General features: G+C 64.6%; 19 protein-coding genes, 2 tRNA genes and 1 riboswitch. Of the genes, 16 read left to right on the forward strand and 5 right to left on the reverse strand.

From position 1 onward, the window contains the following. Positions 1-13: 13 nt before the first annotated feature. Positions 14-775 (reverse strand): IclR family transcriptional regulator domain-containing protein, encoded by a 762-nt coding sequence (locus QO014_RS03415; RefSeq protein ID WP_266347235.1) that lies wholly within the window; start codon positions 773-775, stop codon positions 14-16. A 134-nt stretch (positions 776-909) separates the two neighbouring features. On the opposite strand from QO014_RS03415, the gene QO014_RS03420 reads away from it, so the two are divergent. Genes QO014_RS03420 through pcaF form a run of 3 tightly spaced genes read left to right on the forward strand, consistent with a single transcriptional unit; the run spans position 910 to position 3,518 of the window. Continuing rightward, on the forward strand, positions 910-1,641 hold the full coding sequence (locus tag QO014_RS03420; RefSeq protein ID WP_266347236.1) for a 3-oxoacid CoA-transferase subunit A: 732 nt from the start codon (positions 910-912) through the stop codon (positions 1,639-1,641). A gap of 1 nt (position 1,642) precedes the next feature. Further along, positions 1,643-2,314 (forward strand): 3-oxoacid CoA-transferase subunit B, encoded by a 672-nt coding sequence (locus QO014_RS03425; RefSeq protein ID WP_266347237.1) that lies wholly within the window; start codon positions 1,643-1,645, stop codon positions 2,312-2,314. Between the two features lies 1 nt (position 2,315). Continuing rightward, a complete protein-coding gene (pcaF, locus tag QO014_RS03430) occupies positions 2,316-3,518 on the forward strand; it encodes a 3-oxoadipyl-CoA thiolase (protein ID WP_266347238.1) in 1,203 nt (400 codons plus the stop codon). A 105-nt stretch (positions 3,519-3,623) separates the two neighbouring features. Here pcaF and QO014_RS03435 read toward each other — a convergent pair whose 3' ends face one another. Together QO014_RS03435 and QO014_RS03440 are read right to left on the reverse strand one after the other, a co-directional pair. Then, a complete protein-coding gene (locus tag QO014_RS03435; RefSeq protein ID WP_266347239.1) occupies positions 3,624-3,866 on the reverse strand; it encodes a hypothetical protein in 243 nt (80 codons plus the stop codon). Positions 3,867-4,149: 283 nt separating this feature from the next. Continuing rightward, positions 4,150-4,225 (reverse strand) — tRNA-Asn (locus QO014_RS03440). A gap of 253 nt (positions 4,226-4,478) precedes the next feature. On the opposite strand from QO014_RS03440, the gene QO014_RS03445 reads away from it, so the two are divergent. The 8 genes from QO014_RS03445 to QO014_RS03480 all read left to right on the forward strand — a co-directional run bounded on the left by QO014_RS03445 (position 4,479) and on the right by QO014_RS03480 (position 13,735). Continuing rightward, a complete protein-coding gene (locus QO014_RS03445; RefSeq protein ID WP_266347780.1) occupies positions 4,479-4,745 on the forward strand; it encodes a hypothetical protein in 267 nt (88 codons plus the stop codon). A gap of 28 nt (positions 4,746-4,773) precedes the next feature. Then, a riboswitch (cobalamin riboswitch) is annotated at positions 4,774-4,990 on the forward strand. A 32-nt stretch (positions 4,991-5,022) separates the two neighbouring features. Beyond that, positions 5,023-5,211 (forward strand): CbtB domain-containing protein, encoded by a 189-nt coding sequence (locus QO014_RS03450; protein WP_266347240.1) that lies wholly within the window; start codon positions 5,023-5,025, stop codon positions 5,209-5,211. Positions 5,212-5,227: 16 nt separating this feature from the next. Next, complete coding sequence (locus QO014_RS03455; RefSeq protein WP_266347241.1) at positions 5,228-5,968, forward strand: CbtA family protein; 741 nt, start codon at positions 5,228-5,230, stop codon at positions 5,966-5,968. 6 nt (positions 5,969-5,974) lie between these two features. Further along, positions 5,975-6,529: a bifunctional adenosylcobinamide kinase/adenosylcobinamide-phosphate guanylyltransferase gene (cobU, locus tag QO014_RS03460; protein WP_266347242.1), complete on the forward strand. Its 555-nt coding sequence runs from the start codon at positions 5,975-5,977 to the stop codon at positions 6,527-6,529. Further along, complete coding sequence (cobW, locus tag QO014_RS03465; protein ID WP_266347243.1) at positions 6,526-7,542, forward strand: cobalamin biosynthesis protein CobW; 1,017 nt, start codon at positions 6,526-6,528, stop codon at positions 7,540-7,542. Before cobU ends, cobW begins: the two co-directional genes overlap by 4 nt. Positions 7,543-7,546: 4 nt before the next feature. After that, complete coding sequence (gene cobN / locus QO014_RS03470; protein WP_266347244.1) at positions 7,547-11,638, forward strand: cobaltochelatase subunit CobN; 4,092 nt, start codon at positions 7,547-7,549, stop codon at positions 11,636-11,638. Continuing rightward, entirely contained in the window at positions 11,635-12,258 is a 624-nt protein-coding gene (cobO, locus tag QO014_RS03475; protein ID WP_266347245.1) for a cob(I)yrinic acid a,c-diamide adenosyltransferase, read from the forward strand. The genes cobN and cobO overlap by 4 nt, the downstream gene beginning before the upstream one ends. Positions 12,259-12,274: 16 nt before the next feature. Continuing rightward, a complete protein-coding gene (locus tag QO014_RS03480; protein WP_266347246.1) occupies positions 12,275-13,735 on the forward strand; it encodes a cobyric acid synthase in 1,461 nt (486 codons plus the stop codon). Here the strand turns inward: QO014_RS03480 and cbiB are convergent. Continuing rightward, entirely contained in the window at positions 13,710-14,693 is a 984-nt protein-coding gene (gene cbiB / locus QO014_RS03485) for an adenosylcobinamide-phosphate synthase CbiB (RefSeq protein ID WP_266347247.1), read from the reverse strand. The genes QO014_RS03480 and cbiB overlap by 26 nt on opposite strands. 386 nt (positions 14,694-15,079) lie before the next feature. Between cbiB and QO014_RS03490 the strand changes: the two genes are divergently transcribed. Continuing rightward, positions 15,080-15,155, forward strand: a tRNA-Lys gene (locus QO014_RS03490). A gap of 158 nt (positions 15,156-15,313) precedes the next feature. Here QO014_RS03490 and QO014_RS03495 read toward each other — a convergent pair. Further along, the gene (locus QO014_RS03495) at positions 15,314-17,968 is read right to left on the reverse strand and encodes a calcium-binding protein (protein ID WP_266347248.1); all 2,655 of its coding nucleotides are present in this window, start codon (positions 17,966-17,968) and stop codon (positions 15,314-15,316) included. A gap of 393 nt (positions 17,969-18,361) precedes the next feature. Between QO014_RS03495 and QO014_RS03500 the strand changes: the two genes are divergently transcribed. From QO014_RS03500 to QO014_RS03515, 4 genes are all read left to right on the forward strand, one after another. Then, entirely contained in the window at positions 18,362-20,104 is a 1,743-nt protein-coding gene (locus QO014_RS03500; protein WP_266347249.1) for a type I secretion system permease/ATPase, read from the forward strand. Next, positions 20,101-21,399 (forward strand): HlyD family type I secretion periplasmic adaptor subunit, encoded by a 1,299-nt coding sequence (locus QO014_RS03505; protein ID WP_266347250.1) that lies wholly within the window; start codon positions 20,101-20,103, stop codon positions 21,397-21,399. The genes QO014_RS03500 and QO014_RS03505 overlap by 4 nt, the downstream gene beginning before the upstream one ends. Before the next feature lie 322 nt (positions 21,400-21,721). Further along, on the forward strand, positions 21,722-24,109 hold the full coding sequence (locus tag QO014_RS03510) for a tetratricopeptide repeat protein (protein ID WP_266347251.1): 2,388 nt from the start codon (positions 21,722-21,724) through the stop codon (positions 24,107-24,109). Between the two features lie 137 nt (positions 24,110-24,246). Continuing rightward, the gene (locus QO014_RS03515) at positions 24,247-25,557 is read left to right on the forward strand and encodes a glycosyltransferase family 4 protein (RefSeq protein ID WP_266347252.1); all 1,311 of its coding nucleotides are present in this window, start codon (positions 24,247-24,249) and stop codon (positions 25,555-25,557) included. Positions 25,558-25,613: the final 56 nt, after the last annotated feature.

Genomic DNA, 25,613 nt, shown 5'->3' on the forward strand with positions numbered 1-25,613 from the left:
GTCGCGGTCGGGTTCAGCGGAGGATTTCCCGCATACGGGTGCTGACGTCCCGCAGCGCCGGCAGATAGCGCGCCACGAGTTCCTCGATCGGCTCGCTGCGGGCCGGCAGGCCGAGGTTGAGGGCTGCGACGGTAGCCCGTCGCGCGGTCGTGAGGGGCACCGCGATCGAGCGCAGGCCGATCTCGACCTCCTGGTCGATGACGGCATAGCCTTGCTGCCGGACATGGGCGATCTCGGCCAGGATCGCTTCCGGCTCGATCAGCGTATGCGGCGTGCGGCGGGGCAGGGGGGCGGAACCGAGACGCTCGCGCGCTTCGGCTTCGGGCAGGGCGGCGAGCAGCACCCGGCCCATTGATGTGCAGTAGGCCGGCAGACGCGAGCCGGGCATCAGCGCGATCGACATGACCTTCCGCTGTGCCGCGCGGGCAACATAGACGATCTCGGCGCCGTCGAGGATCGAGACCGACGAACTCTCGCCGATCGCGTCGGACAGCTCGTCGAGCAGTGGCTGAACCAGTTGCGGCAGCGGCATGGTGGCGAGGCAGGCCGTGCCCAATCGCAGCACGCGCGGCGTCAGCGTGAAGAATTTCCCGTCATAATCGGCATAGCCGAGATGGGCGAGCGTCAGCAGGCAGCGACGCGCCGTCGCCCGGTCGAGGCCAGAGGCGACGGCGACCTCCGAGATCGACTGCCGCGGATGATCGGGGCTGAACGTCTCGATGACGGCGAGGCCCTTGGCAAGGCCGCCCATGAGATCGCGTTCGGGAGTTGTCACGGGCGCAGACCTCTGCGTTTGAGCGATATGCGAACAAATGAATCATATCGCACAAATCAAATGGACGGAAGCACGAGCGCGGCCTATCGCTTCACCTCGCACCGGGCGTTTTGCGCCACGGAGGGAGACATCGCATGGACAAGACAGTCGCAAACCTCGCCACGGCGGTGGCGGGGATCGAGGATGGCATGACCGTGATGATCGGCGGCTTCGGTGGGGCGGGCTCGCCGATCGAGCTGATCCACGCGCTCATCGACCGCTTTCTCGCCACGGGCCATCCGAAGGACCTGACGATCATCAACAACAATGCCGGCAACGGCCATGTCGGCCTCGCCGCGCTGATCGAAGCCGGGATGGTGAAGAAGCTGATCTGCTCCTTCCCGCGTTCCGCCGATCCGGTGGTGTTCACCGATCTCTACCTGGCCGGCAAGATCGAGCTGGAGCTGGTGCCGCAGGGCACGCTCGCCGAGCGCATCCGCGCGGGCGGCGCCGGCATCCCGGCCTTCTATACGCCGACCTCCTATGGAACCGATCTCGCCAAGGGCAAGCCGGTCGAGGAATTCGAAGGGCGTGCTTACGTCCGCGAGCGTTGGCTGAAGGCCGATGTGGCGTTGGTGAAGGCGGAGACGGCCGATACGCACGGCAATCTCACCTACCGGGCTGCGGCGCGGAACTTCAATCCGCTGATGTGCATGGCGGCGGCCCTGACGGTTGCGCAGGCGCGGCGGGTCGTGCCGGCCGGCGGCATTGACCCCGAGATCGTGATCACCCCCGGCATCTTCGTGCAGCAGGTGGTCGAGGTGGCCGATCCGCAGCAGGAAGAAGATCTGAACCGCGCCAACGCCGTCTATCCGGGAGTTGCCTGACATGACCGCGAAGCTCTCCAACAACCAGATCGCCTGGCGCGCCGCGCAGGACATTACCGACGGCGCCTATGTCAATCTCGGCATCGGCTTCCCGGAGAAGGTGGCGCAGTATCAGCCGCCGGGCCGCGAAGCGATCTTCCACACCGAGAACGGCATCCTGAATTTCGGCGAGCCGCCGCCAAAGGGCCAGGAAGACTGGGACCTGATCAATGCCGGCAAGAAGGCCGTGACGCTGAAGCCGGGCGCCGCCTTCTTCCACCATGCCGACAGTTTCGCGATGGTGCGGGGCGGGCATCTCGATGTCGCGATCCTGGGCGCCTATGAAGTGGCCGAGAATGGCGATCTCGCCAACTGGTCCACCGGGCCGAAGGGCGTGCCGGCGGTCGGCGGGGCCATGGATTTGGTCCACGGCGCGAAGCGCGTCGCCGTCATCACCGACCATGTCACCAAGGACGGCAAGCCGAAGCTCCTGAAGCGCTGCACCTTGCCTTTGACCGGCGTCGGCTGCGTCACGCGGGTCTACACCTCGCTTGCCGTGATCGACATCGAAGGCGGACGCTTCGTCCTGAAGGAGAAGCTGCCGGCGCTGTCCTTCGACGAATTGCAGGCCGTGACCGGCGCCGAATTGCTGGTGTCCGGCACGGTTGCCGACTTGATCGTTCCGGAGCTTTGAGATGACCGACGTTTTCATCTGCGACTATATCCGCACCCCGATCGGCCGTTTCGGCGGCGCGCTTGCGCCGGTCCGGGCCGATGATCTGGGCGCCATCCCGCTGAAGGCCCTGATCGCGCGCAATACCGGCGTCGACTGGGAGGCGGTCGACGACGTGATCTTCGGCTGCGCCAACCAGGCGGGCGAGGACAACCGCAACGTCGCGCGCATGTCGCTTCTGCTCGCCGGCCTGCCGGTCGGCGTGTCGGGCACCACGATCAACCGTCTCTGCGGCTCCGGCATGGATGCGGTCATCACCGCCGCGCGTGCCATCAAGGCGGGCGAGGCGGAGCTGATGATTGCGGGTGGCGTGGAGAGCATGTCGCGCGCGCCCTTCGTCATGCCGAAGGCCGAAACGGCCTTTTCGCGCCATGCCGAGATCCACGACACGACGATCGGCTGGCGTTTCGTCAATCCGTTGATGAAGGCCCAGTACGGCGTCGATTCGATGCCCGAGACGGGCGAGAACGTGGCGGAGGATTTCAACGTCTCGCGCACGGACCAGGACGCCTTCGCCGTCCGCAGCCAGGCCAAGGCGGCAGCGGCGCAGGCGAACGGTCGGCTCGCCCGCGAGATTACGCCCGTGACCATCCCGCAGCGCAAGGGCGAGCCTGTCATCGTCGACAAGGACGAGCATCCGCGCGCCACCACGATCGAGGCGCTCGCCAAGCTGCCGACGCCCTTCCGCAAGGGCGGCACAGTGACGGCCGGCAATGCCTCGGGTGTCAATGACGGCGCGGCGGCGCTGATCCTCGCCTCGGCCGAGGCAGCCAAGAAATACGGCCTGACGCCGATCGCCCGCGTTCTGGGCGGTGCGGCGGCCGGCGTACCGCCGCGCATCATGGGCATAGGCCCCGCGCCGGCCTCCAAGAAGCTGATGGCGCGCCTGGGTCTCACCGCTGCGGATTTCGACGTGATCGAGCTCAACGAGGCCTTCGCCTCGCAGGGCCTCGCCACGCTGCGCGATCTCGGCGTCGCCGATGATGATGAGCGCGTGAACCGGAATGGCGGCGCGATCGCGCTCGGCCATCCGCTCGGCATGTCCGGCGCGCGGATCACCGGTACGGCCGCGCTGGAACTGGGCCTGATCGGCGGCCGCCGCTCGCTTTCGACCATGTGCATCGGCGTCGGCCAGGGTATCGCCGTCGCGCTGGAGCGAGTCTGACAAACGCCGGTAGGGGAGGCGCGAGCCTGCCCTCCCGTCTTGATTCGGTCGCAAGGCTATCGCGATGGAAGCGGCCGCGATTCGTAGGCGGCTATGCCGTCCGCGTTATTGGTCCAGCGGCTTCCTGGGCTCGCCCTTGAAGATGCACTGGCCCGAACGCTCGACATTCAGGTAGCGCACGCGACCGGTTGGGTTCGTCATGCTGACGCCGGCGCGGCCACAAGCCTCCTGCGTGGCGAATCCCTCGATCGTCGTGATGTTGGTCGACGCGATCTGAAGCTGGTCGGTGCCAACAGGCCCGCCCGGCGTCACCGCGAAAATATACGTCGTGATCACCAACGCCCACATGCCGAAAGCTCCCCGAATGGCCGGCCTTATTGTGGGCGCCCGGCAGCGAACGTTCAAGGGAGCGGAAACGAAGCGCGGTTCGCAGGCCCGGACAGTCGGGCGGATGTGTCCGCAGACGGCCGCCCGAAAAAGAACCGCCTTCCGTGGCAATCGCGAAGCAGCTTTGGCTGATGACGCACGACAAGTCGCCGTTCGAGCGTGAGCGGAGGCGTTGTCGCGCGTATAGCGACGCTTCAAATGAAAAAGGGGCCGGACGAATATCGTCCAACCCCTTGATCAAATCTGGCTCCGCGAGTTGGACTCGAACCAACGACCCGGTGATTAACAGTCACCTGCTCTACCAACTGAGCTATCGCGGAACAGCACTTCGTGCCGACGGGCGTGGCTATAGCAAAGCCGGCGTCGGCTTGCAAAGCCCAAAAAGCAGAGATTCACAGCTCGTCCCCAAAAGGGGCGGGATATTCGCGCGCCATCGGCTGGACGCCGTCATGCGCTCGTCCCATTTATGCGCTGTATTCCTTGCAGTCGGCGGCTGTATCGGTGAATTTATCCACCTGCGGCCACCCCGGCGCCACCACCACTTCAAGTCGCTCGCTCGAGAACAAGAACCCGATGCCATCCATCCGATTCGGAAAGAGATCGATCAAGCTCCCCGACAGTCGCCTCCTGCGAGTCGGGCTCGGCGGCACGTTCATCGCCGGAGGTTTGTTCAGTTTCCTGCCCGTGCTCGGTATCTGGATGCTGCCGGTCGGCCTGATCATTCTCTCGCATGATTTTCCGAGGATCCGCCGCTTCCGCCGGCAGTGGGAAGTGAAGATCTCGCGCCGGTGGGCGCGGTTTCGGGGGCGCTCGACGGCTGCCAACAGCCGGGCCGCCTGATCGGCTTGCGCGCCCCGCCTAATCCTTCTAGCTTCAAGGACGCGTTGGTTCCCCCGACGGATCTCAGATCCGGGGGGATGAAATGGGAATTCGGTGAGGCCTGACCCTGACGGGAGCCGATGCCGAAGCTGCCCCCGCAACTGTAAGCGGCGAGCGACCTCGCACCATGCCACTGGGAAACCGGGAAGGCGGCGAGGGAGCGGCGACCCGTGAGCCAGGAGACCAGCCTGCGCGTGAAGTAGACCAGCCGTCGGTGGGACGGCCCAGGAGATACGCAATGGTTACCTCGTCCAGTTCGATTCCCTCGATCCAGTCCGCCGCCTCGGCGCAGAGCCGCGCCGTGCCGGCCGTGCTCGCGCTCGCCTTTGGCGTTCTGCTCTTCCTCGGCACCGGCTTCGCCGCCCCGAGCATGATCCACAACGCGACGCACGATACGCGCCACGCGCTCGGCCTTCCCTGCCACTAGGCCGTCCGAGGACATCATGCTGAAGACCATCATCGTCAGCGCCTTTGGCGCAGGCTTGCTCGTGGGCGCGATTCTGACTGGCGTGCAGCTTGTCACGACCGAGCCGCTCATCCTCCACGGCGAAACGTTCGAAAAGGCGGCAGAGGCCGCACCAGCGGTCGCTGCGAGCGTGCCGCACGACCATGGAGCCGACTCGGTATCGCATGGGCCTGCTGCCGCCCCCGAGGCGCATCATCACGACGAAGGCGCCTGGGAGCCGACGGACGGTTTCGAGCGCTCCGCCTATACGCTGCTCGCCAATCTGCTGATGGGTGTCGCCGTATCGGCGATCCTGCTCGGCGTCATGACGCTGAAGGGCGGGCGCATCGATGCGCGGACCGGCGTGCTCTGGGGCCTTGGCGGTTTCTTCGCCGCCTCGCTGCTGCCCTCGCTCGGCCTGTCGCCGGAACTGCCGGGAACGGCCGCGGCCGAGATCACCTCGCGCCAGATCTGGTGGCTCTCGACCGCCGCAGCGTCGGCCGTTGGCCTCGCGCTGATCGTCTTCGGATCGGCATGGTTCTGGAAGGCCGCAGGCGTCGTCATTGCCATCGTCCCGCATGTGATCGGCGCGCCGCAGCCGCCGACGCTGGAAGCCGCCTATCCGGCGGCGCTCGGCGCGGAGTTCGTCGCCGCCTCGCTCGTCGTCAGCGCGCTGCTCTGGTCGCTCTCCGGCGTCTTTTCCGGCTGGCTCTACCAGCGCCTGTCGCGGAGCGACTGAGAGGCCATGTCCACACCACGACATCCGCCGAGAACGGCGCTCGTTCTCGGCGGGGCCCGCTCCGGCAAAAGCCGCTTTGCCGAGGACCTTGCGATTCGGACCGGGCTGGAGCCCGTCTATATCGCCACGGCCGAGGCGCGCGACGGCGAGATGAGCGATCGGATCGGGCATCATCGTGCGCGGCGCGGCGATCAATGGTCGACGATCGAGGCGCCACTCGCCCTCGTTCCCGCCCTCGTCGCGCAGGCGGATGTCGGCCGGGTCGTCCTGGTCGACTGCCTGACGCTCTGGCTCTCCAACCTCATGGAGGTTGGGCGCGATCCGCTGGCGGAAGGCGAGGCGCTGGCTGCGGCGCTTCTCGAAATCGCTGGTCCCGTCGTGCTCGTCTCGAACGAGGTCGGCAGTGGTATCGTGCCTATGAATGCGCTCGCGCGCCGCTTTGCCGATGAGCAGGGCCGGCTCAACCAGACCATTGCGCGGGCCGCAGCATCCGTCTTTCTCGTAGCGGCGGGACTGCCCGTTAGCCTCAAGCCCAATCCGCACCCGGAGTATTCGCTTTGACCCCCCGCATTCCCGCCACCATCGTCACCGGCTTCCTCGGCGCCGGCAAGACGACGCTGATCCGCAACCTGATCGCGCAGGCGAACGGCAAGCGCATCGCGCTCATCGTCAACGAATTCGGCGATATGGGCTTTGACGGCGAACTTCTCGCCGATTGCGGCGATGACGACTGCAAGCCCGATACGGTGATCGAACTCACCAATGGCTGCATCTGCTGCACGGTCGCCGATGATTTCCTGCCGACGATCGAAGCGCTGCTGGCGCGAGAGCCGGCGCCGGATCATATCGTGATCGAGACCTCCGGCCTCGCTCTGCCACAGCCTCTGGTCCGCGCCTTCACCTGGCCCTCGGTCCGCCATCGCGTCACCATCGACGGCGTGGTGACGGTCGTCGACGCGGCGGCGGTCTCGGAGGGGCGGTTTGCGGTCGACGAGGTGGCGCTGGCGGCGCAGCGGGCGGCCGATCCCTCGCTCGATCATGACGATCCGATCGAGGAATTGTTCGAGGACCAGCTCTCCTGCGCCGATCTGATTGTGCTCTCCAAGACGGACCTGCTCGATGCGGCCGCTATCGCCGGCGTCGAGGCGATCGTGCGCGAGGGATCGCGTGGTGCGGCGCGCAGCGTCCATGGCACGCCGAACGGCCTGCCCTCCGAAATCCTGCTCGGTGTCGGCGCAGCGGCGGAAGACGACGCCTTCGAGCGCAAGAGCCATCACGATCTCGAAGGCGAAGAGCACGATCACGATGATTTCGACAGCTTCGTCGTCGAGACGAAGGCCTGGCCGTCGATCGATGCGCTCGGCGATGCCGTCCGTCTGGCGATGGGCGCGGCCGGCGTGCTCCGGATCAAGGGCAGGGTGGTCGTGACCGGCAAGGCGGCACCGGCCGTCGTCCAGGCGGTGGGACCCCGCGTCGAGACCTATTTCGCGCCGGGCGACAAGGCCGGCCGTCTGGTGGTGATCGGCGCGCGCGGGCTCGACCGCGCCACCGTCGAAACGCATTTGAAGGCCTGAACCCATGCATCTCGTCGCCGGCGAAATGGAGCGGATCGACGATGGCGGCAGCGCCGTCGATCTCGACCAGTCGCCCGGCGACATCGTCATTCTATCGGCGGCCGATAGCGAACTCGCGGCGTTTGCCGCAGCCGCGAGCCGGGCGGGCGAAGGGCCGTCACTTCGCCTCGCCAATCTGATGCGGCTCAGCCACCCTTATTCGGTCGATCTCTATATCGAGAAGACTCTCGAAGGCGCCCGGCTGGTCGTGATCCGCATGATGGGCGGTGTCGGCTATTGGCCCTATGGGCTGGAGGCGATGCGGAAGCTCGCACGCGCCGGTGGGCCGAGGCTGGTGGTCGTTCCCGGCGAGGATCGCTGGGATGTTGGGCTCGAACCGTTCAACACTGTGCCGATCGATCAGGCGCGGCGGATCTGGCGCTATTGCGTCGAGGCGGGGCCTGAGAATATCGGCCGCGCGCTGGCCTTCGGCCGTTATCTGATTGGCGATGGCCGGATGCCGCCCGAGGCGGAGCCCTTGCCGCCTATGGGCTTCTACCGGCCGTCCATCGGTGTCGTCGACGAGGACGCGGCGCTGGACGTGGTTGCAGGACGGCCGGCGGCGTTGATCGTATTCTATCGCGCTCTGCTGGAGGGCGGCTCGACGGGTCCGATCGACGGCCTGGTCGCGGCACTGGACCGGCAGGGCATTGCGGCCGTGCCGGTTTTCGTCACCAGCCTGAAGAACGATGTCGTCGCCGGGCGGATGATGGCGCTGACGGACCGGCTCGATCCTGCGATCGTGCTGAACGGGACCGCGTTTGCGATCTCCAAGCCGGGGCACGGCCATGCACCGACCGTGCTCGACCGACCTGGCCGGCCGGTGCTGCAAATCGTCTTCGCCGGCACCAGCCGCGACGCCTGGGCCGAATCGAGCCGGGGGCTCGGCCCGCGCGATCTGATCATGAATGTCGTGCTGCCGGAGGTCGACGGTCGCATCCTGACGCGGCCGGTCTCGTTCAAGGAGGAGATCCAGCGCGACGACGTGACCGATAGCCGGATCGTCGCCTACCGTCCGGATTTCGAACGGATCGATTTCGTCGCTCGCCAGGCCGCCGGCTGGGTGCGGCTTGGAGGCAGGCGCGCCAGCGAGCGGCGGATCGCGCTCGTGCTCTCCAACTATCCCGACCGCAATGGCCGCATCGGCAATGGCGTCGGCCTCGATACGCCGGAAAGCGCGACGCGGATCGCCGGCGCGATGGAGGCGGCAGGATATGCGATGGAGGGTTTTCCCGGGACGGGCAGGGCGCTGATGCAGGTTCTGCTCGGCGGGGCGATGAACGAAGCTGTGGATCTGTCCTCTGAGACGTTGCCCAGCGGCCCGCTCCCCCCATCCGGTTCCGTCATCCCGGGCGAAGCGCAGCTTCGACCCGGGACCCATGCAGCCGTATCCCTGGCAGCTCGGGCGATCGATGCCTCGGCTGAATGGGTCCCGGGTCAAGCCCGGGATGACGGAACTGGTGAGGGGGGAGGCCACTTCGCGGAAGCTGGCCAAGCAAGACCCTCACCCCACCCTCTCCCGCAAGCGGGCGAGGGAGTCCGGGCGGAGCGCGTGCCCGCAGTCTTGCCCCTCGAGGCCTATCGCGCGTTCCATGACGCCCTGCCTGAAACCGTCCGCGCGGCGCTCGCCGATCGCTGGGGCGCCCCCGAGGCAGACCCGCACTTTGCCGATGGGGCCTTTCAGCTCGCCATCCATCGCTATGGCAATGTCGTGGTCGGCATCCAGCCGGCGCGCGGCTATGGCATCGATCCGAAATCAACCTATCACGATCCCGATCTCGTTCCGCCGCATCATTATCTCGCCTTCTACGCCTGGCTGCGGACCGCATTCGCCGCGGACGCCATCGTCCATGTCGGCAAGCACGGCAATCTCGAATGGCTGCCCGGCAAGGCGCTCGGCCTCTCCTGCGCATGCTGGCCGGAAGTGGCGCTTGGGCCGACGCCGCTGATCTATCCGTTCATCGTCAATGATCCGGGCGAGGGCGCGCAGGCCAAACGACGAAGCTCCGCGGTGATCATCGATCATCTGATGCCGGCGCTGACGCGGGCTGAGGCGCATGGCGCCTTTGCCGAGCTGGAGACGCTGATCGACGAATACCAATTGGCGTTGGGCGCTGATCCGCGCCGACGCGACTATCTCGAGCGCGAGATACTCGATCGCGCCGCGCGCCATGGCATCGACCGCGATTTGAATATCGGGCGCGAGGACACGGGCAAGGCGCTGCGCGCGATCGACGCCCATCTCTGCGACATCAAGGAACTGCAGATCCGCGACGGGCTGCACATTTTCGGGGCGAGCCCGCTCGACGAAGCTCGGATCGACACGTTGCTCGCCATCGCCCGCGTGCCGCGCTCCGGTGGGCGGCCCGAGAATGGCTCGCTCACGCGTGCCATCGCCGCCGATCTCGGGCTCGGCGGTTTCGATCCGCTCGCCTGCGATCTCGGAGCGGAATGGGATCGCCCGAAGCCGCAGGCGCTCGCCGAGATCACCGACGCGCCGTGGCGGACGGAAGGCGATGCGGTCGAGCGGATCGAGATGCTGGCAAAGGCCTTAGTGCGCCGCGACCTGCCCCCTCTCCCCGAAGGGGGGAGGGCCGGGGAGGGGGACCGCCCGCTCGATCTCGCCGATCCCGCATCGTCTCTTGCTGTCGATCCTGACGTATCGCGCCCTTTGCCGGGCGTAGCACCCCCTCTCCAACTCTCCCCCCTTCGGGGAGAGAGGGTTGTGCCGGCATCTGGCCCCGCCACGGCGCCCATCCTCGACTGGATTGCTTCCGATCTCGCCCCCTCGCTCGATCGCTCCGGCGGCGATGAGATCGCCGCCGTGCTGACTGCGCTCGATGGTCGTTTCGTGCCGCCCGGCCCTTCCGGCGCGCCGTCGCGTGGGCGGCCGGACGTGCTGCCGACGGGCCGCAATTTCTACGCCGTCGACACGCGCGCCGTGCCGACCGAAGCGGCATGGCGCATCGGCAAGCTCGCCGCCGAGGCGCTCGTCATGCGCTACATGCAGGATGAAGGCGAATGGCCGCGCTCGGTCGCGATTTCGGCCTGGGGCACGGCCAATATGCGCACCGGCGGCGACGACATTGCGCAGGTTCTGGCCCTGATCGGCGCCGAGCCCGTCTGGGAGGCGGGCACGGGCCGCGTCACCGGTTTCCGCGTGTTGACCCTCTCGGAACTCCGCCGGCCGCGCGTCGACGTCACGCTGCGGATTTCGGGCATGTTCCGCGATGCCTTCCCGGAGCAGATCGACCTGATCGATTCGGCCGTTCGCGTCATCGCCGCGCGCGAGGAGCCGGACGACGCGAACCCAATCGCCGCCGCGCGCCATGACGGGCAGGATCTGGCGCGGATCTTCGGCGCCAAGCCGGGCGCCTATGGCGCCGGGCTGCAAGCCATGATCGACGGCAATCTCTGGGAGGCGCGCGACGACCTCGCCGAGGCGTTCGTCGCCTGGGGCGGCTTCGCCTATGGCGCTGGCGTCGACGGCGCGCCAGCGGCCGATCATCTGCGCGCCCGCCTCGCCGCGACCGATGCGGTCCTGCAGAACCAGGACAATCGTGAGCACGACATTCTCGACAGCGACGATTACTACCAGTTCCAGGGCGGTCTCTCCGCGACCGTCGAGATGCTGAAGGGGCGGGCGCCCCGCCTCTACCATGGCGATCATGCGCGGCCGGAGAACCCGGTGGTGCGGCCGCTTTCCGAGGAGATCGGCCGGGTCGTGCGCGGCCGGGCGATCAATCCGAAATGGATCGCCGGCTGCATGCGCCATGGCTATAAGGGCGCCTTCGAGATGGCGGCGACGCTGGATTTTCTCTTCGCCTTCGCCGCCACGACCAATGCGGTCGGCGATCATCACTTCGATGCGCTCTACGACGCCTATCTCGTCGACGACACCGTGCGCGACTTCATCGCCGACGTGAACGCGCCGGCGCTTTCGGAGATGGCGGAGCGCTTCAGGCAGGCGATCGATCGCGGCCTCTGGGCGCCGCGCCTCAACAGCGCCTACGATCATCTGGCGCGGCTCACCGCCGCGAGCAAGGAAACAGCATGACGACCGAAATGACGGAAGCCGAGATCAACGCGCGCCACGCGGAGAAGATGAAGAAGAAGAAGGCGGTGCGAGACAAGATCCTCGCCTCGAAGACGGTCGAGAAGGGCCTGATCATCGTCCATACGGGCAAGGGCAAGGGCAAGTCGACCGCCGCCTTCGGCATGATCTTCCGCTCACTCGGCTATGGCTTCCCGGTCGGCATCGTGCAGTTCGTCAAGGGCTCGTGGGAGACGGGCGAGCGGATCGCGCTGGAGAAATTCGGCGACCTCGTCACCATCAACCGGCTCGGCGAGGGCTTCACCTGGGAAACGCAGGATCGCGAGCGCGACATCGCCGCGGCGCGTAAGGCCTGGGAGACGGCAAAGGAACTGATCAAGAGCGGCGCCTGTCACATCGTGCTGATGGACGAGCTCAACATAGTGCTGCGCTATGACTACCTGCCCGTCGACGAGGTCGTCGCCTTCCTGCGCGATGAGAAGCCGGCCGATGTCCATGTCATCATTACCGGTCGCAATGCGCCCGAGGCGCTGATCGAGATCGCCGATCTCGTCACCGAGATGGAACTGGTCAAGCATCCCTTCCGCTCCGGCGTGAAGGCGCAGAAGGGCATCGAGTTTTGAGCCGCGCCAGCTAGCGATGGCCACCCCCGCGATCATGTTTCAGGGCACGGGCTCGAATGTCGGCAAGTCGACACTCGTCGCCGGCCTTGCGCGGCTGTTCTCACGTCGCGGCCTAAGGGTCGCGCCGTTCAAGCCGCAGAACATGTCGAACAACGCCGCGGTGACCATCGACGGCGGCGAGATCGGCCGTGCGCAGGCGCTGCAGGCCCGCGCCGCCGGATTGCCGCCCAGCGTCCACATGAACCCCGTGCTGCTCAAGCCGGAGAGCGAGACCGGATCCCAGATCATCGTGCAGGGCAGGCGCTTCGGCACGATGAAGGCGCGGGAATATGGAAGCCGCAAGGCCGAATTGCTGCCGAAGGTCCTGGAGAGCTTCGCGATCGTCGGCCGAGATGCCGATCTGGTGCTCGTCGAAGGGGCGGGAAGTCCGGCCGAAATCAACCTGCGGCGCGGTGACATCGCCAATATGGGCTTTGCCGAAGCGGCCGACCTCCCCGTTGTGCTCGTCGGCGACATCGACCGGGGCGGCGTGATCGCCAGCCTGGTCGGCACGCGCGCGATCCTGCCGCGCGCCGATCGCGATCGCATCCAGGCCTTCCTCATCAACAAGATGCGCGGCGATGTTCGTCTCTTCGACGAGGGCATCACCGCGATCTCTGGCGCGACGGGTTGGGCCTCGCTCGGCGTCGTGCCGTGGTTTTCGGAGGCGGGTCGCCTGCCAGCCGAGGATATTCTCGATCTCGGCCGGAGCGCGCCGACATCGGGCGGCATCGTGATCGCCGTGCCGATGCTGCCGCGAATCGCCAATTTCGACGATCTCGATCCGCTGAAGCTCGAGCCCGGCGTCTCGGTCGTTCTGGTCCGGCCCGGCGACCCGATCCCGATCGCCGATCTCGTTCTCATTCCGGGCTCGAAATCGACCATTGCCGATCTCACCTTCCTGCGCGCCCAAGGCTGGGACATCGACATTGTCGCGCATCGCCGGCGCGGCGGCCGGGTGGTGGGCATCTGCGGAGGTTATCAGATGCTCGGACGGACCATCAGCGATCCGGACGGTATCGAGGACCCGCCCGGAACTGTTGCTGGCCTCGGCCTGCTCGACATCGAGACCGTGCTGACCGCCGACAAGACGACGGCGCCTTTTTCAGGGCGCGCTGCCGGATCGGAGAGGCCGGTCATCGGCTATGAGATCCATCTCGGCCGCAGCAGCGGACCGGATCGGGAGCGGCCCTGGCTAATGGGCGCCGGGGGCGGCGAGGGGGCGGTATCAGGCGATGGCCGCGTGCGCGGCTCCTATGTGCATGGGCTCTTCGCGGGCGACCAGTTCCGCCGCGCCTTCCTGGCCGAACTGGGCGCTGGACCGTCGAATCTTTCCTATGAGGCGGAGATCGAACGGGTCCTGGACCGGCTGGCCGACCATCTGGAACAGCATGTCGATTGCGACGCGATCCTCAGGATAGCAGCCAGAGCGCGATGATCGCGACCAGGACGCCGGCGAGTGCGGTGGCGGCGAAGAGCACGCGCGAGGCGCGCTTGATGTCGTTGACGGAGGCATCATGGCGGCCGGAATCGTTCAGGAAGGGATCATCCACGATCCGCTCGCCATAGCGGCGCGGTCCTGCGAGCGCGATGTCGAGCGCGCCGGCCATCGCCGCCTCCGGCCAGCCGGCATTGGGGGAGCGATGCTTGCCGGCATCGTCGAGCATGACGAGGAAGGACTGCTTGATGGTGCCGCCGACAAAGGGCGCCGCCATGGCGATCAGGAAGCCGGAAAGCCGGCTCGCGGGCAGATTCACCAGATCGTCGAGCCGCGCCGCCGCCCAGCCGAAGGCTTCGTGACGCGCGGTGCGATGGCCGATCATCGAATCGGCCGTGTTGATCAACTTGTAGGCGAAGAGGCCGGGCAGGCCGAAGATCGCCATCCAGAGCGCCGGCGCGACGAAACCATCGGAGAAATTCTCGGCCGTCGATTCGATCGCGGCGCGGGACACGCCGGCTTCATCGAGGCTGTCGGGATCGCGGCCGACAATCATCGACACGGCCTTTCGCGCCGCGCGCAGCCCGCCGTCCGCAAAGCTCTGGCGGACCCGGTCGACATGATCATAGAGGCTGCGGCTCGCCAAGAAGACCGAACCGATCACCGGAACGAACACGAACCCATGGTCGAAGCGGGCGAGGCTCCGCTCGATCAACAATCCTGCAGCCCAGGCCAGGGTGACCAGCACGACGATCGTGAACGTCCCCATAGCGCGGCGCAGCGCCTGTCCTGAACTGTCGCGATTGAGCCATCGATCAAATGCGCCGATCAGCGCGCCAAACCAGGTGACCGGATGCGGGATACGGCGCCAGATCCAATCGGGATCGCCGATCGCCGCATCGATCACGATTGCGGCGAGCACGAGCCAGAGCCGGGCTTCGAGCGAAAATGCGGTCATCGTCTCGTCCCCTGTCGCATATCGGCAAACGATGCCGGTATCTGTCTGGCTGCGACGAAGACGATGGCATTCCCGGTGGAGCGCGGCGGCAGTATCATAAGCACCCGCTCATTCGATCGCCTCTCCGGCGATAGTCGGTACGCGCACGTCACGTCATTTTGTGTCGGCGGGACGCGTGAGCTGGACGGAAGAAGTCCACCCGACAGCGGTCTCGCTGATCAGCCAATTTGGCGTCGCTCATCTGGTAGCCTGCACATGGCGCCACATCAACCGCTTGGCATCAAACACGGGAGAGGCTGGAAAAGGGGGCTGAAGCCGGGCCGCCCGCACTTGACCCCGGCCCCTCGGCCCACTAGGTTCCGCCCCAATTCGAGGCAAGCCTCGATGAGCCCGTAGCTCAGCCGGTAGAGCACGTGACTTTTAATCATGGGGTCTCGGGTTCGAATCCCGACGGGCTCACCATTTTCCCCAATGATGTCGATGCGCCGGTTTTGCCCAGCTACGCCCGTCTCCGGAGAGCATACGGCTCAACCGGGACGTCGCACGCCGCTTCGCCAATGCGCTCGACGTGTCCGCTGGGTTCCGTGGGAACCCAGCGGCAGGGCGACCTCTCGGTGCCGCTAGACCACCACGAAGTCTGTTTCGCTCAGCGGCAAGCCGGCGGTGACGGTCGCAAAGAGGATCGGCGCGGCGCCGCCGGGGCCGTCGGCATCCCATGAAATGCGGCCAGTCGCCTGATTGTAGACGATGTGCTCGTCGAAGGCGGCTTTGTCGAGGTCGCCGAGGTTGAGGCCCTCGAAGACGCTCGACGAGAGCGCGATCTTGTCCTCGCCTCTGGTGAAGTCGGCGATGATATCGGCGTTGGCGGCCAGGATCGGTGCATCGAAGAGGAAGATGTCATGGCCGTTGCCGCCCACCAGATAATCGTTGCCTGCGCCACCCGACAGCGTGTCGTTGCCGTCATAGCCGTATAGACGGTCATTGCCGTCGAGACCCCTCAGCACATTGTCGCCGCTCGTTCCGGTCAGGAGATTGGCGGCGCTCGATCCGGTGGCGTCGATGTTGCCCGTTCCCTGCAGGCGAATGTTCTCGAGGTTCGTGCCTTCGATCGAGTACGAAATGCTCGCCCAGACCGTATCATTGCCGCCATCGACCTCTTCGACGACCGTGTCCAACTCGTCGACATAGTAGTGATCGTCGCCATTGCCGCCCACCAACAGGTCGGCGCCCGGCCCACCACGCAGCGTATCGTTGCCATCCCCTCCATAAAGCGCGTCCGCTCCATCGCCGCCGTCCAGGATATCGTCCCCGGCCCCGCCGTAGAGCGTATCGTCTCCCGACTCGCCAGAGAGCGTGTCATTGCCATCACCGCCATAGATGATGTCATCGCCGCCGCCTCCATAGACGAGGTCGTTGCCCGCACCGCCGTCCAGAACGTCGGCGTGGACGGATCCAATGATCCGGTCATTTCCGTCCAGGCCCGATATGATCGCCCCGTGCGTCGAGGCGGTTGTTGCCCTCAGAATATCGGCACCGTCCGTTCCGGTTATGATCTCGGCATTCGTGCCGGATCCGGCGGCAATGGGCGCCATGACATAGGCGGCGACGTTGTCGAGCGTGAAGTTGGAGGCGATCACATTCGAGAGCGTGGCGAGCGTCACCCAGACGCCGGCGGTTTCGGATACCTGGACCAACGTGCTCGTTCCCGATTGGACGACCCGCAAATGTCCATCAGCGATGACGTCGTCGCGGTTCCAGCCATTGCGGGCCGCAAGCGCAGAGATGTCGATGACATCGCCGCCGGCTCCGGTCTGGAAGTCGGTGATCGTGTCGCCACCTTCGGAGGTATAGAGATAGACGAAGCGGTCGCTGCCTGCGCCTCCGGTGAGAACATCCTGGAGTTCGCCGCCCCAGATATAATCACTGCCGGCCCCGCCGGAGATCGTATCGTTGCCGAGCCCACCGAGAAGCATGTCGTTTTCGGCGGTCCCGATGATCGCATCATTAATGTTGGTCGAATCTTCAATATAGGTTGTATTTTCGACGGAAACAACACTCGGAAGGACGTTGTACCCGTGATAGAAACTCTCAAGATAGCTATTTATGATTGCATTGTTTTCGGGGCTTCCCGATATGACGATATTGTACTGAGTTGTGTCGCGCAGGGTCACGTTATCGACGAGCAATCCTCGCGCGTCATTGTCACCATACTCGTAGAACTGAAGTCCGCGATAGTTCCCCGCTCCTCCGCTGTTGGATATCGTATTATCGAGTCCGCGCATGCCGATCAGCAAGGCGGAGTAGAAGCCGAAGACATTGTCGTACAGGCCGTTCTCTGCCTCACTATGCCAGTCATAGGCGGAACCGCTCGCCCCGATCACCAGCGAATCCTTGCCGGTCAAACCGATATCGGCGCCGTATTTCGCCACCTCGGAGGAGTCCGGCACGGTTCCGACGCCGTTGTTGGAAATGCCGTGGCGAACGTCCTCGGCAAAGAGGCCGATCACGGTGGTGCCTGTCGACGCTGCCGAATGGACGGCGATCCCGTAATAATATTTGGCCGGATCGTCGGTGAGGTTGAGGGCGATGACGTCTTTGACCAGCGCATTGACGGAATCGACGATGTTGATGCCGGTGCCGTTCGAGTCTTTGACCGTCACGTTCTCGACGACCGGGTCGACCGCCGAGCGCACGTGAATGAGGTTCTGGGTCCACGTGGTATTCGGATCACCCGAAACGGTACCGTTCTTCAGTTCGAACGTTCCGCCGACATATTCGGAGGCGCGTATATTGGTCTGGTAGAGGTCCTGATTGACCAGGCTACCGGCGAATGTGACGGTATTGCCGTCGATCGAGGTGACCTGGAGGGCTTGGCCGAGCAAGGTCGTGTAGCCATTATCGGTTGAGTCGATATGGTCGCCGGGAATGGAATCGTCCGAGACGACCTTCACCCAATCGCCAACCTGCAGGGTGCTTGGCAACGTCGCGTAGGTGATGGTCGCATTGCCGGCCGCGTCGAGCCCGAGGGAAACGTCTTCGAGGGCGGTATGGGCGCCAGTCGCATAGATCACGGGCGTATTCGCCGCCTGAACCAGCGTCGATCCATTGAGATCGATTGTGATGTCCCGCGTCGAAATATCGACGACAAGGCTCTTCGAGACTGAAATCGTCGCGTCGGCCGGCAAGGTCAATGTGCCGCCATCTTTCATCGACGCCAATGCGCGGATGATGTCGTCCTGTGTAGCCCCAGCAGACAATTGAATGTTCGTTGTCATTTGCATGAGCCTCATGTAGAGATAGTGAATACATTAGTAGATATTTCGATCTGAAATCGATTACATAAAATTTGAATTACATTGTAATTGCCTTTGATTTATTTGTTTGGTATGCTTATCGTATATCATCTATACGATAAGTGATAGGTCTCTCATGAAAACGTGAGGGTGGTGTTTTTTTGTTCTGTCGTCATTCGACAGTCAGCCTGCTTTTGCGGCTTCGGCAGGCGGCGCGGCCGTCGGGATCGCGCGAGTGGGCGGATCGGACGGGGCCGGCCGGAATAAATTGAGTCGATTGCCGCGAGCTGCTGTAACGGATGCTGCAATGCGGTGTAGTTAGGATCGGCCGGTCGGGGCAGCGGGCGCGATGGCGGCAGGCGAGAGCGGATGGTGATGGCGGACGAACGTGATCTATCGAGCCAGGATCGTTTGAGGCGCGCAATACGTCTGTGCCGCGGCGAGCTCATATCGGTCGCTGCATTCTCCACAGTGTTTAACGTGCTCGTGCTGGCCGGCCCGATCTATATGCTGCAGGTCTATGATCGAGTCCTCGAAAGCCGCAGCGTCGCGACGCTGGTCGCGCTCAGCCTCGCTCTGGTCGGTGCCTATGCCTTGCAGGCCGTGATCGATATCGTCCGCGGTCGGCTTCTCATCCTGATCGCGGGCGTGTTCGACAAGAATGTGCAGCAGCCGGTCCACGACGCGACCATCGGTCTGTCCATTCTCGATCGTGGCAGCGCGAGTGCTCTGCAGCCGATCCGCGATGTCGATGCCATTCGCGCCTTCCTGATGGGCTCAGGGCCTGTCGGGCTAATGGACTTGCCCTGGGCACCAATCTTCCTGGTGCTGTGCTTTCTGATCCATCCGCTGATCGGCTGGATCGCCGCAGTCGGTGCGTTGATCCTGTTCTGTGTCGCGCTTCTGGCCGAGCGGTCGAGCCGGACCCAGCCACATTCGGCCATTCGTGACGGACGCCTCCGATATACGATGCTCGAATCCAATCGGCGCAACGCTGAAACCATCGTGGCGATGGGATTGTCCGGGGCGCTGGCCGAACGCTGGGAGCGCTCCAATGCCGACCATCTCGCCGCGCAGCATCGCACTTCGGCGACGATCAACGGCTACACCAGCCTCACGCGCGCTCTGCGGCTGCTGCTGCAATCAGCGATACTCGGAGCCGGGGCCTATCTCGTCATCCACCGCGATGTGACATCGGGCGCAATGCTCGCCTCGTCGATCATGATGACCCGCGCATTGGCGCCGATCGAGCAGGTGATCGCGAACTGGCGCGGCCTTATCGGCGCGCGCGAGGCCCTGCAGAGGCTCGCCAGCGATCTGGCGCGGGGTTCCCGGCTGGTCCCCCAGACGAGCCTCGCCGCGCCGAAACACACCGTCGAGGTGTCGCATCTCGTTTTGGCCCCTCCCGGTTCGCGATCCTCGATCCTGTCGGATATCAATTTTTCGCTGGTCGCCGGTGATGCACTCGCGGTCATCGGGCCGAGCGGAAGCGGCAAGACCACCCTCGCCAAGGCATTGCTCGGCATCTGGCATCCGCTCGCGGGTTCAGTCAGGCTCGATGGCGCCACCCCGGACCAGTGGGATCCCGTCAGGCTCGGCCCGCATGTCGGCTATGTGCCGCAGTCCGCCGATATATTCCCTGCCTCGATCGCGGAGAATATCAGCCGCATGTCGCTCGAGCCCGATTCCGATGCGATCGTGAAAGCGGCAAAGGCGGCGGGCATCCATCAACTGATCCTGCGGCTGCCGTCCGGATACGATTCCCAGATGGACGAGACCAACAGCGCGCTGTCGGCCGGGCAGAGGCAACGGCTCGCACTGGCGCGCGCGCTGTACAAGGATCCGTTCCTGCTGGTTCTCGACGAGCCCAATTCAAATCTGGATGGCGAGGGTGAGGTCGCCCTTCTCGAAGCGGTGCGCGCGGCGCGGTCCCGCGGCGCAATCGTCGTCCTGATGACGCATCGGCCGGCAGCGGTGGCGATCTGCAACAAGGTGCTTCTGCTGGCCGGCGGGAAACAGCGCGCCTTTGGCGAGCGCGACGAGATCCTCGGCAAGAATTTGCGACAGGCCCGGCCGCGCGCCGCCGGCGGCCCGAACCGGATCGAGGCCGCCGAATGACAAACGAACACGCCGAACTGCGACGACTGAAAATCATCGGCGGCCTGGCTGTCCTCCTGTTCGGTGGCGGCTTCATGCTGTGGGGTAGCTTCTTTGAGTTGTCGGGCGCGGTCATTGCCGATGGTCGCTTCATTGCCGAGAGCAACATCAAAAAAGTGCAGCATCCCAATGGGGGCGCCATCGCCGTCATGGCAGTGAAGGAGGGCGACAAGGTCGAGCAGAACCAGTTGCTCGCGCGTCTCGACGATACCGACGTGAAGGCCGAGCTCTCGATCATCGAAAACCAGATCGACCAGCTCGATGCACGGGTTGCGCGATTGATTGCCGAGCGCGACCAGAAGGCAGAACTGGCATTTCCGGACGCACTCGTCAGCCGTTCGAAGTCGGACGCCAAGCTGGCGGGTTGGCTGGACGACGAATCCCAGCTATTTCGGGCCCGGCGGGCCAGCATGGCCAGCCAGAAGCGCCAGCTTTCGGAGCGTGCGGGCCAGTTGTCGTCCGAAATCGACGGGTTGAAGGCCCAGGAGGTGGCGGTCGAACAGCAGGTCGCTCTCCTCGATACGGAGCAGACCGGAGCATCGTCCCTGCTCGAGAAGGGGTTCATCGAGGTGACCCGCGTGAATTCCCTCCGGCGCCAGGTGGCCAATCTGAAGGGCGAGCATGGCCGGCTCGTTTCGGAGATGGCGCGGGCGGAAGGGCAGAAGATCGAGCTGCAATTCAAGCTCGACCAACTCGACGACGACATGAGGTCCGAAGCGGGGGCTGCGCTGCGCGACACACAGGACAAGCTCCGAGAACTCGGCGACAAGCGCATTGCAGCGCAGGACCGGCTGAACCGGATCGATATCCGTGCCCCGCAGGCGGGCTATGTTCACCAACTCCAGTTTCATGTCGCGGGTGAGGTGGTCGAAGCCGGGGCGATCCTCATGATGATCGTGCCCGACATGGATCAGCTTGTCGTCGACGCGTCGGTCGCGCCGAAGGACATCGATCAGATCCATGTCGGCGCGCGCGCCAATGTTCGTGTCATGGCTGGCGACTACCGTTCCACATCGGAACTTGATGGCAAGGTCACGCGAGTCGGAGCGGATCTCATCACCAACCAGCAGACGGGCGTGAGCTATTATTCGGTTCGCGTCACCCTCGACCAGGGACAGGCGGCGCAACTGGGCGACTTGCAACTCGTGTCCGGCATGCCTGTGGAGTGTTTCGTTCAGACAGGCTCGAGAACCCCGCTGCAATATCTGACCAAGCCGTTGATCGACCAGATCTGGCGGACATGGCGCGAGCGGTAGCGCGTGGCAGGGCCCAGCCGGAAAACTCGATGGATTCACGGCCTTTTGACAGCCCGGTCTGGACGATGCGGCGGGTGGACGAGGCATTGTCAGGCGTCTGATCCGGGGCCGTTGAACGGGCTCCGATTGCCACCCCTTCAACCGGACGTCACATCAGTTCCATCGAATTGCGGTTGGATGGAACGGGCATGGACGGCCGTCCCATGCTTGTTTGGTCGGGCCTAAGATGTTCTGATGATGCGGTCGACGCGGACCGGGCCTCGTTTGGCCGACCGCCTTTTTGTGCGACCGGCGCCTGTGTCGCCTTTTTTCGAACGGATCATTGACCGCGATATTTGGGAAAGGAATTGCGATGCGTGTTGTATTGACGAGGGCGCTGTTCCTGCTTGGAATAGCCGCCATCGGGATCGGCAATCCTCTTTGGGGCGGCGTGGCTTTGGCCCAGAAAGCCGGCTCGGGCGTGGACGCCGATCGAGCCTATCTCTATCTCAAGGTCGCCGCTGATGGCGGTCAGACCGATGCTCAGGCCCGGCTCGGCGAGATGCTGGTCAAGGGCGACATGATCACGGCGAACGTGCCGCAAGGCATGAGCTATCTCGAGAAGGCCGCCGACGGTGGAAATGCTGGCGCTGCTCTTCTGCTTGGCGACATTCTCGTTCGCGGCACGTATGGGGTCGCCGCCGATCCAGCCAAGGGACGAGCCTTGCTGGAAAAGGCCGGCGAGCAGCGCGCCGATGCCAAGGCCAAGCTAGGGGAATATCTCCTGCGCGGCACCATGATGCCCGCCGATCCGAAGGCCGGCGTCACTCTGCTGCAAGCTGCATCTGACATGGGCTGGACACGCGCCACGACCGTTCTGGCGGACGCATATCTCAGCGGTAGCATCGCGGGCATTCCCGCCGATCAGGCGCGCGGCATTGCGCTTCTGCACAAGGCGGCGGACGCCAAGGACGCCGACGCCATGGCGAAGCTCGGCGAGTACCTGTTGCGCGGCCGCTATATGGATGCCAACGAAACGGAAGGCATGGCCTATCTGCGAAGTGCGGCCGCCGCGGGGTCTTCACGCGCTGATTTCGTCATGGCAACCTTTCTCCTGAAGGGCAGCGACAAGATGCCTGCCGATCAGAAGGCTGCGCTGGTGCTGTTTGACGCGGCGGTAGCCTCGGGAAACAGCGACGCCATGGCTACGTATGGCGACATGCTCCTGCGTGGTCGCACAGTTCCGCTTGACGCCGTGCGCGGCGTATCGCTCCTCAAGACATCAATGGATGCGGGCAACAGCCGTGCGAAATTCCTGCTCGGATCGGCCTATCTTCGCGGCATAGGTGTTGCGGTTGACGCGACGCAGGGTGAGAAGCTGCTGAACGAGGCCGTGCAAGACGGCTCTACCGAGGCGATGGCTGCGCTCGGCGAGGCGCTGGTCAAGGGCGATCCTCTGCCAAAGGATGTTGCCCGCGGCGTGCCGTTGCTGGAAAAGGCCGCAGCCAGCGGCAATGCGAGGGCCAACTACCTCCTTGGCGAGGCCTATCTGCGCGGCGGCTTCTCGCTGCTGCAATCGCCGGAGAAGGGCCGCGCCTATCTGCAGGCTGCCAGCGATGCCGGCTATCTCCTCGCCCAGCGAAAGCTCGGCGAGGAGCTACTCTCGGGGAATCAATTGGCGAATGACGTGGAGGGCGCGATTACCCGCCTGACCGCGGCAGCCGATGGTGGTGACTCGCGGGCTGCCTTCCGGCTCGGCCAGATCTATCTGACCGGGCGCGACGGCATCCCGCAGGATGCAGCCAAGGGCGAGGCGCTGCTCAGATCCGCCATGGACGAAGGCGATATCGATGCGACCGCCGCCTTGGGGGACCGGCTTTTTTCCAGCGATGCCGTCGACCGGCGCGCGGAAGGGCTGGCGCTATTGCAGCGAGCCGCCGATGAGGGGCAGGCGCGGGCCGCCTATCTGCTTGGCCGGGCCTATATGGACGGACATGCGGGTGTCACCGTCAACACCAAGGCCGGAATCGATTTGCTGCAGCGTGCAGCATCGTCGGGCTTTGGCTGGGCGTCGATCCGTCTTGGAAACGCGGCGCTGAAGGGGGAGGGGCAGAGCCGCAATACGGCGGCTGCTCGCGAGCATTTTAAGGCGGCCCTGGCTTCAGGCGCCACTTATGCCGTGATTCCGCTTGCGAATACTTATCTGAAGACCGGCCCGGGTGCCGCGGCCGATCCGAAGCGTGGTCTGGCTATCCTGAGCGAGGAGGCCGAGAAGGGCAACCTCGATGCCATCAGGCAGCTTCTCTCCTTCTACGGCGAGGGGCGGTGGCAGGTTACCGAGCCGAACCGTGCTCTCTGGTCCAAGAATTTCGCACTTCTCGAACGCTTCGGCACACCGGACGATGTCGCCGTCGAGACCGTCCTGACCGAGCTTCGTCGCTCCAGCAAGCCGGCGACCTATGCCAAGCTGGCCACCGCGATGGCGTCACTCCCCGCTAGCAACCAGTCGGGCATGATAGGCCGGGTCCTCAAGGTCAGCCCGAACGCGTTCGTCTACGTCATGCAGCAGCGTCTCAATGACAGCGGCAGGTATCGTGGACCGATCAATGGTCGACTGACGGGACAGACCATTCGCGCGATCAACGTGGCTTGTGCCGATGCCGCCGGCAGCGCGAATTGCGAGGCGCCGCTTTCGATCGCGACGGGCGCCTACATCGTCTCCAAATTCTAGCCGCTGCCAGTTTGCATTATTTGTGCGACGCAGTATAGTTATTGCGTTGCAAGACGTGGAGCATACGCGGGAACCGTGATCGCGGTACGCGTTACTGGCTTCGCGCCCGGTCCTAGCCTCCTTTCGCGAGTATTGCATTGCTCGAAGTTGTTAAAAAGCCGGCAGATGTCGCCGCCAAATTGCTCGCAAGCCAGCCGCTTTCAGGCCGTCGCATCCTTATCATCGTCGAGAATTTGCCTGTGCCGTTCGATCGCCGGGTCTGGCAGGAAGCCACCACCCTTGTGCGGGCCGGCGCGACCGTTAGCGTCATTTGTCCGTTCGGCAAGGGCTATACGGAGCCCTACGAGTTTCTCGATGGCGTTCATATCTATCGCCATGCCCTTCCGCTCGATGCGCGAGGCGCCAGTGGCTATATTCTCGAGTACTCCGCCGCGCTGTTCTGGCAGACGGTTCTGGCGTTTCGTGTGAACGGCAAGCAGGGCTTTGATATCATTCAGGGCTGCAATCCGCCGGATACGATTTTCCTGGTTGCATGGATATTTCGTCTGTTCGGCAAGTCTTTTGTCTTCGACCATCACGACATCAATCCGGAGCTTTACGAGGCCAAGTTCGGCCGGCGCGACTTTTTTTGGCGCATGCTGCTCTGGGCCGAAAAGTTAACGTTCAAGACGGCGCGTATTTCGATCGCGACGAATGAAAGCTACCGCAAGATCGCCATCGAGCGCGGCGGAATGAAGCCTGAGAATGTCTTCGTCGTCCGTAGCGGGCCGGATTTGCGGCGCGTCAAGGAAGTCGCGCCCAATCCGGAATTGCGCAAGGGGCGCGATTTCCTCGTCGGCTATGTCGGCGTGATGGGCGCGCAGGAAGGGATCGATCTGCTGCTCGACTCGGTCAAATACATCGTGAACGAGTTGAAGCGCACCGATATCCAGTTCTGCCTTGTCGGAGGCGGTCCGGAACTGGAACCGCTGAAGCAGATGGCCAAGGATCTCGGGGTCGATGACTACGTGACCTTCACCGGCCGCGCGCCTGACGCCGTCTTGTTCGAGGTGCTGTCGACGTCGGATGTCTGCGTGAACCCGGACAGGGTGAACGAGATGAACGACAAATCGACGATGAACAAGATCCTCGAATATATGGCCATCGGTCGGCCGATCGTTCAGTTCGACGTTACCGAGGGACGTTTCTCGGCCGGCGAGGCATCCGTATACGCTCTGGCCAATGATTCCCGCGATTTCGGCGACAAGATCGTCGATCTGCTCGATGATCCCGAGACGCGCAAGCGCATGGGCGCGATCGGGCGCGAGCGCGTCGAGCAGAATCTGTCCTGGGATCACGAGGTGCCGAAGCTGATCGCCGCCTATCAGCGTGCCTTCGGCTTGGTGAGCCCCGGTGTTGGGGGCCAGGTTCAGCAGCGATCCGACACCAAGGCGCGCGAAGGCGCCTGACGGTCGCGCGTCGCTCTCGATATCTGCCGCGTCGCTTTCGCGCGATCGCTCGCCCC

It is taken from the genome of Kaistia dalseonensis, from assembly GCF_030814715.1.
Classification (GTDB): domain Bacteria; phylum Pseudomonadota; class Alphaproteobacteria; order Rhizobiales; family Kaistiaceae; genus Kaistia; species Kaistia dalseonensis.

What these genes read in the sequence shown, in the direction of transcription:
- cobN (WP_266347244.1), top strand. Translation starts at nt 7,547, where the DNA reads ATGCATCTCGTCGCCGGCGAAATGGAGCGGATCGACGATGGCGGCAGC.
- QO014_RS03450 (WP_266347240.1), top strand. Translation starts at nt 5,023, where the DNA reads ATGGTTACCTCGTCCAGTTCGATTCCCTCGATCCAGTCCGCCGCCTCG.
- QO014_RS03480 (WP_266347246.1), top strand. Translation starts at nt 12,275, where the DNA reads ATGGCCACCCCCGCGATCATGTTTCAGGGCACGGGCTCGAATGTCGGC.
- QO014_RS03495 (WP_266347248.1), bottom strand. Translation starts at nt 17,968, where the DNA reads ATGACAACGAACATTCAATTGTCTGCTGGGGCTACACAGGACGACATC.
- QO014_RS03445 (WP_266347780.1), top strand. Translation starts at nt 4,479, where the DNA reads ATGCCATCCATCCGATTCGGAAAGAGATCGATCAAGCTCCCCGACAGT.
- QO014_RS03420 (WP_266347236.1), top strand. Translation starts at nt 910, where the DNA reads ATGGACAAGACAGTCGCAAACCTCGCCACGGCGGTGGCGGGGATCGAG.
- QO014_RS03505 (WP_266347250.1), top strand. Translation starts at nt 20,101, where the DNA reads ATGACAAACGAACACGCCGAACTGCGACGACTGAAAATCATCGGCGGC.
- QO014_RS03455 (WP_266347241.1), top strand. Translation starts at nt 5,228, where the DNA reads ATGCTGAAGACCATCATCGTCAGCGCCTTTGGCGCAGGCTTGCTCGTG.
- QO014_RS03435 (WP_266347239.1), bottom strand. Translation starts at nt 3,866, where the DNA reads ATGTGGGCGTTGGTGATCACGACGTATATTTTCGCGGTGACGCCGGGC.
- cobU (WP_266347242.1), top strand. Translation starts at nt 5,975, where the DNA reads ATGTCCACACCACGACATCCGCCGAGAACGGCGCTCGTTCTCGGCGGG.
- QO014_RS03500 (WP_266347249.1), top strand. Translation starts at nt 18,362, where the DNA reads ATGGCGGACGAACGTGATCTATCGAGCCAGGATCGTTTGAGGCGCGCA.
- QO014_RS03425 (WP_266347237.1), top strand. Translation starts at nt 1,643, where the DNA reads ATGACCGCGAAGCTCTCCAACAACCAGATCGCCTGGCGCGCCGCGCAG.
- cbiB (WP_266347247.1), bottom strand. Translation starts at nt 14,693, where the DNA reads ATGACCGCATTTTCGCTCGAAGCCCGGCTCTGGCTCGTGCTCGCCGCA.
- pcaF (WP_266347238.1), top strand. Translation starts at nt 2,316, where the DNA reads ATGACCGACGTTTTCATCTGCGACTATATCCGCACCCCGATCGGCCGT.
- cobO (WP_266347245.1), top strand. Translation starts at nt 11,635, where the DNA reads ATGACGACCGAAATGACGGAAGCCGAGATCAACGCGCGCCACGCGGAG.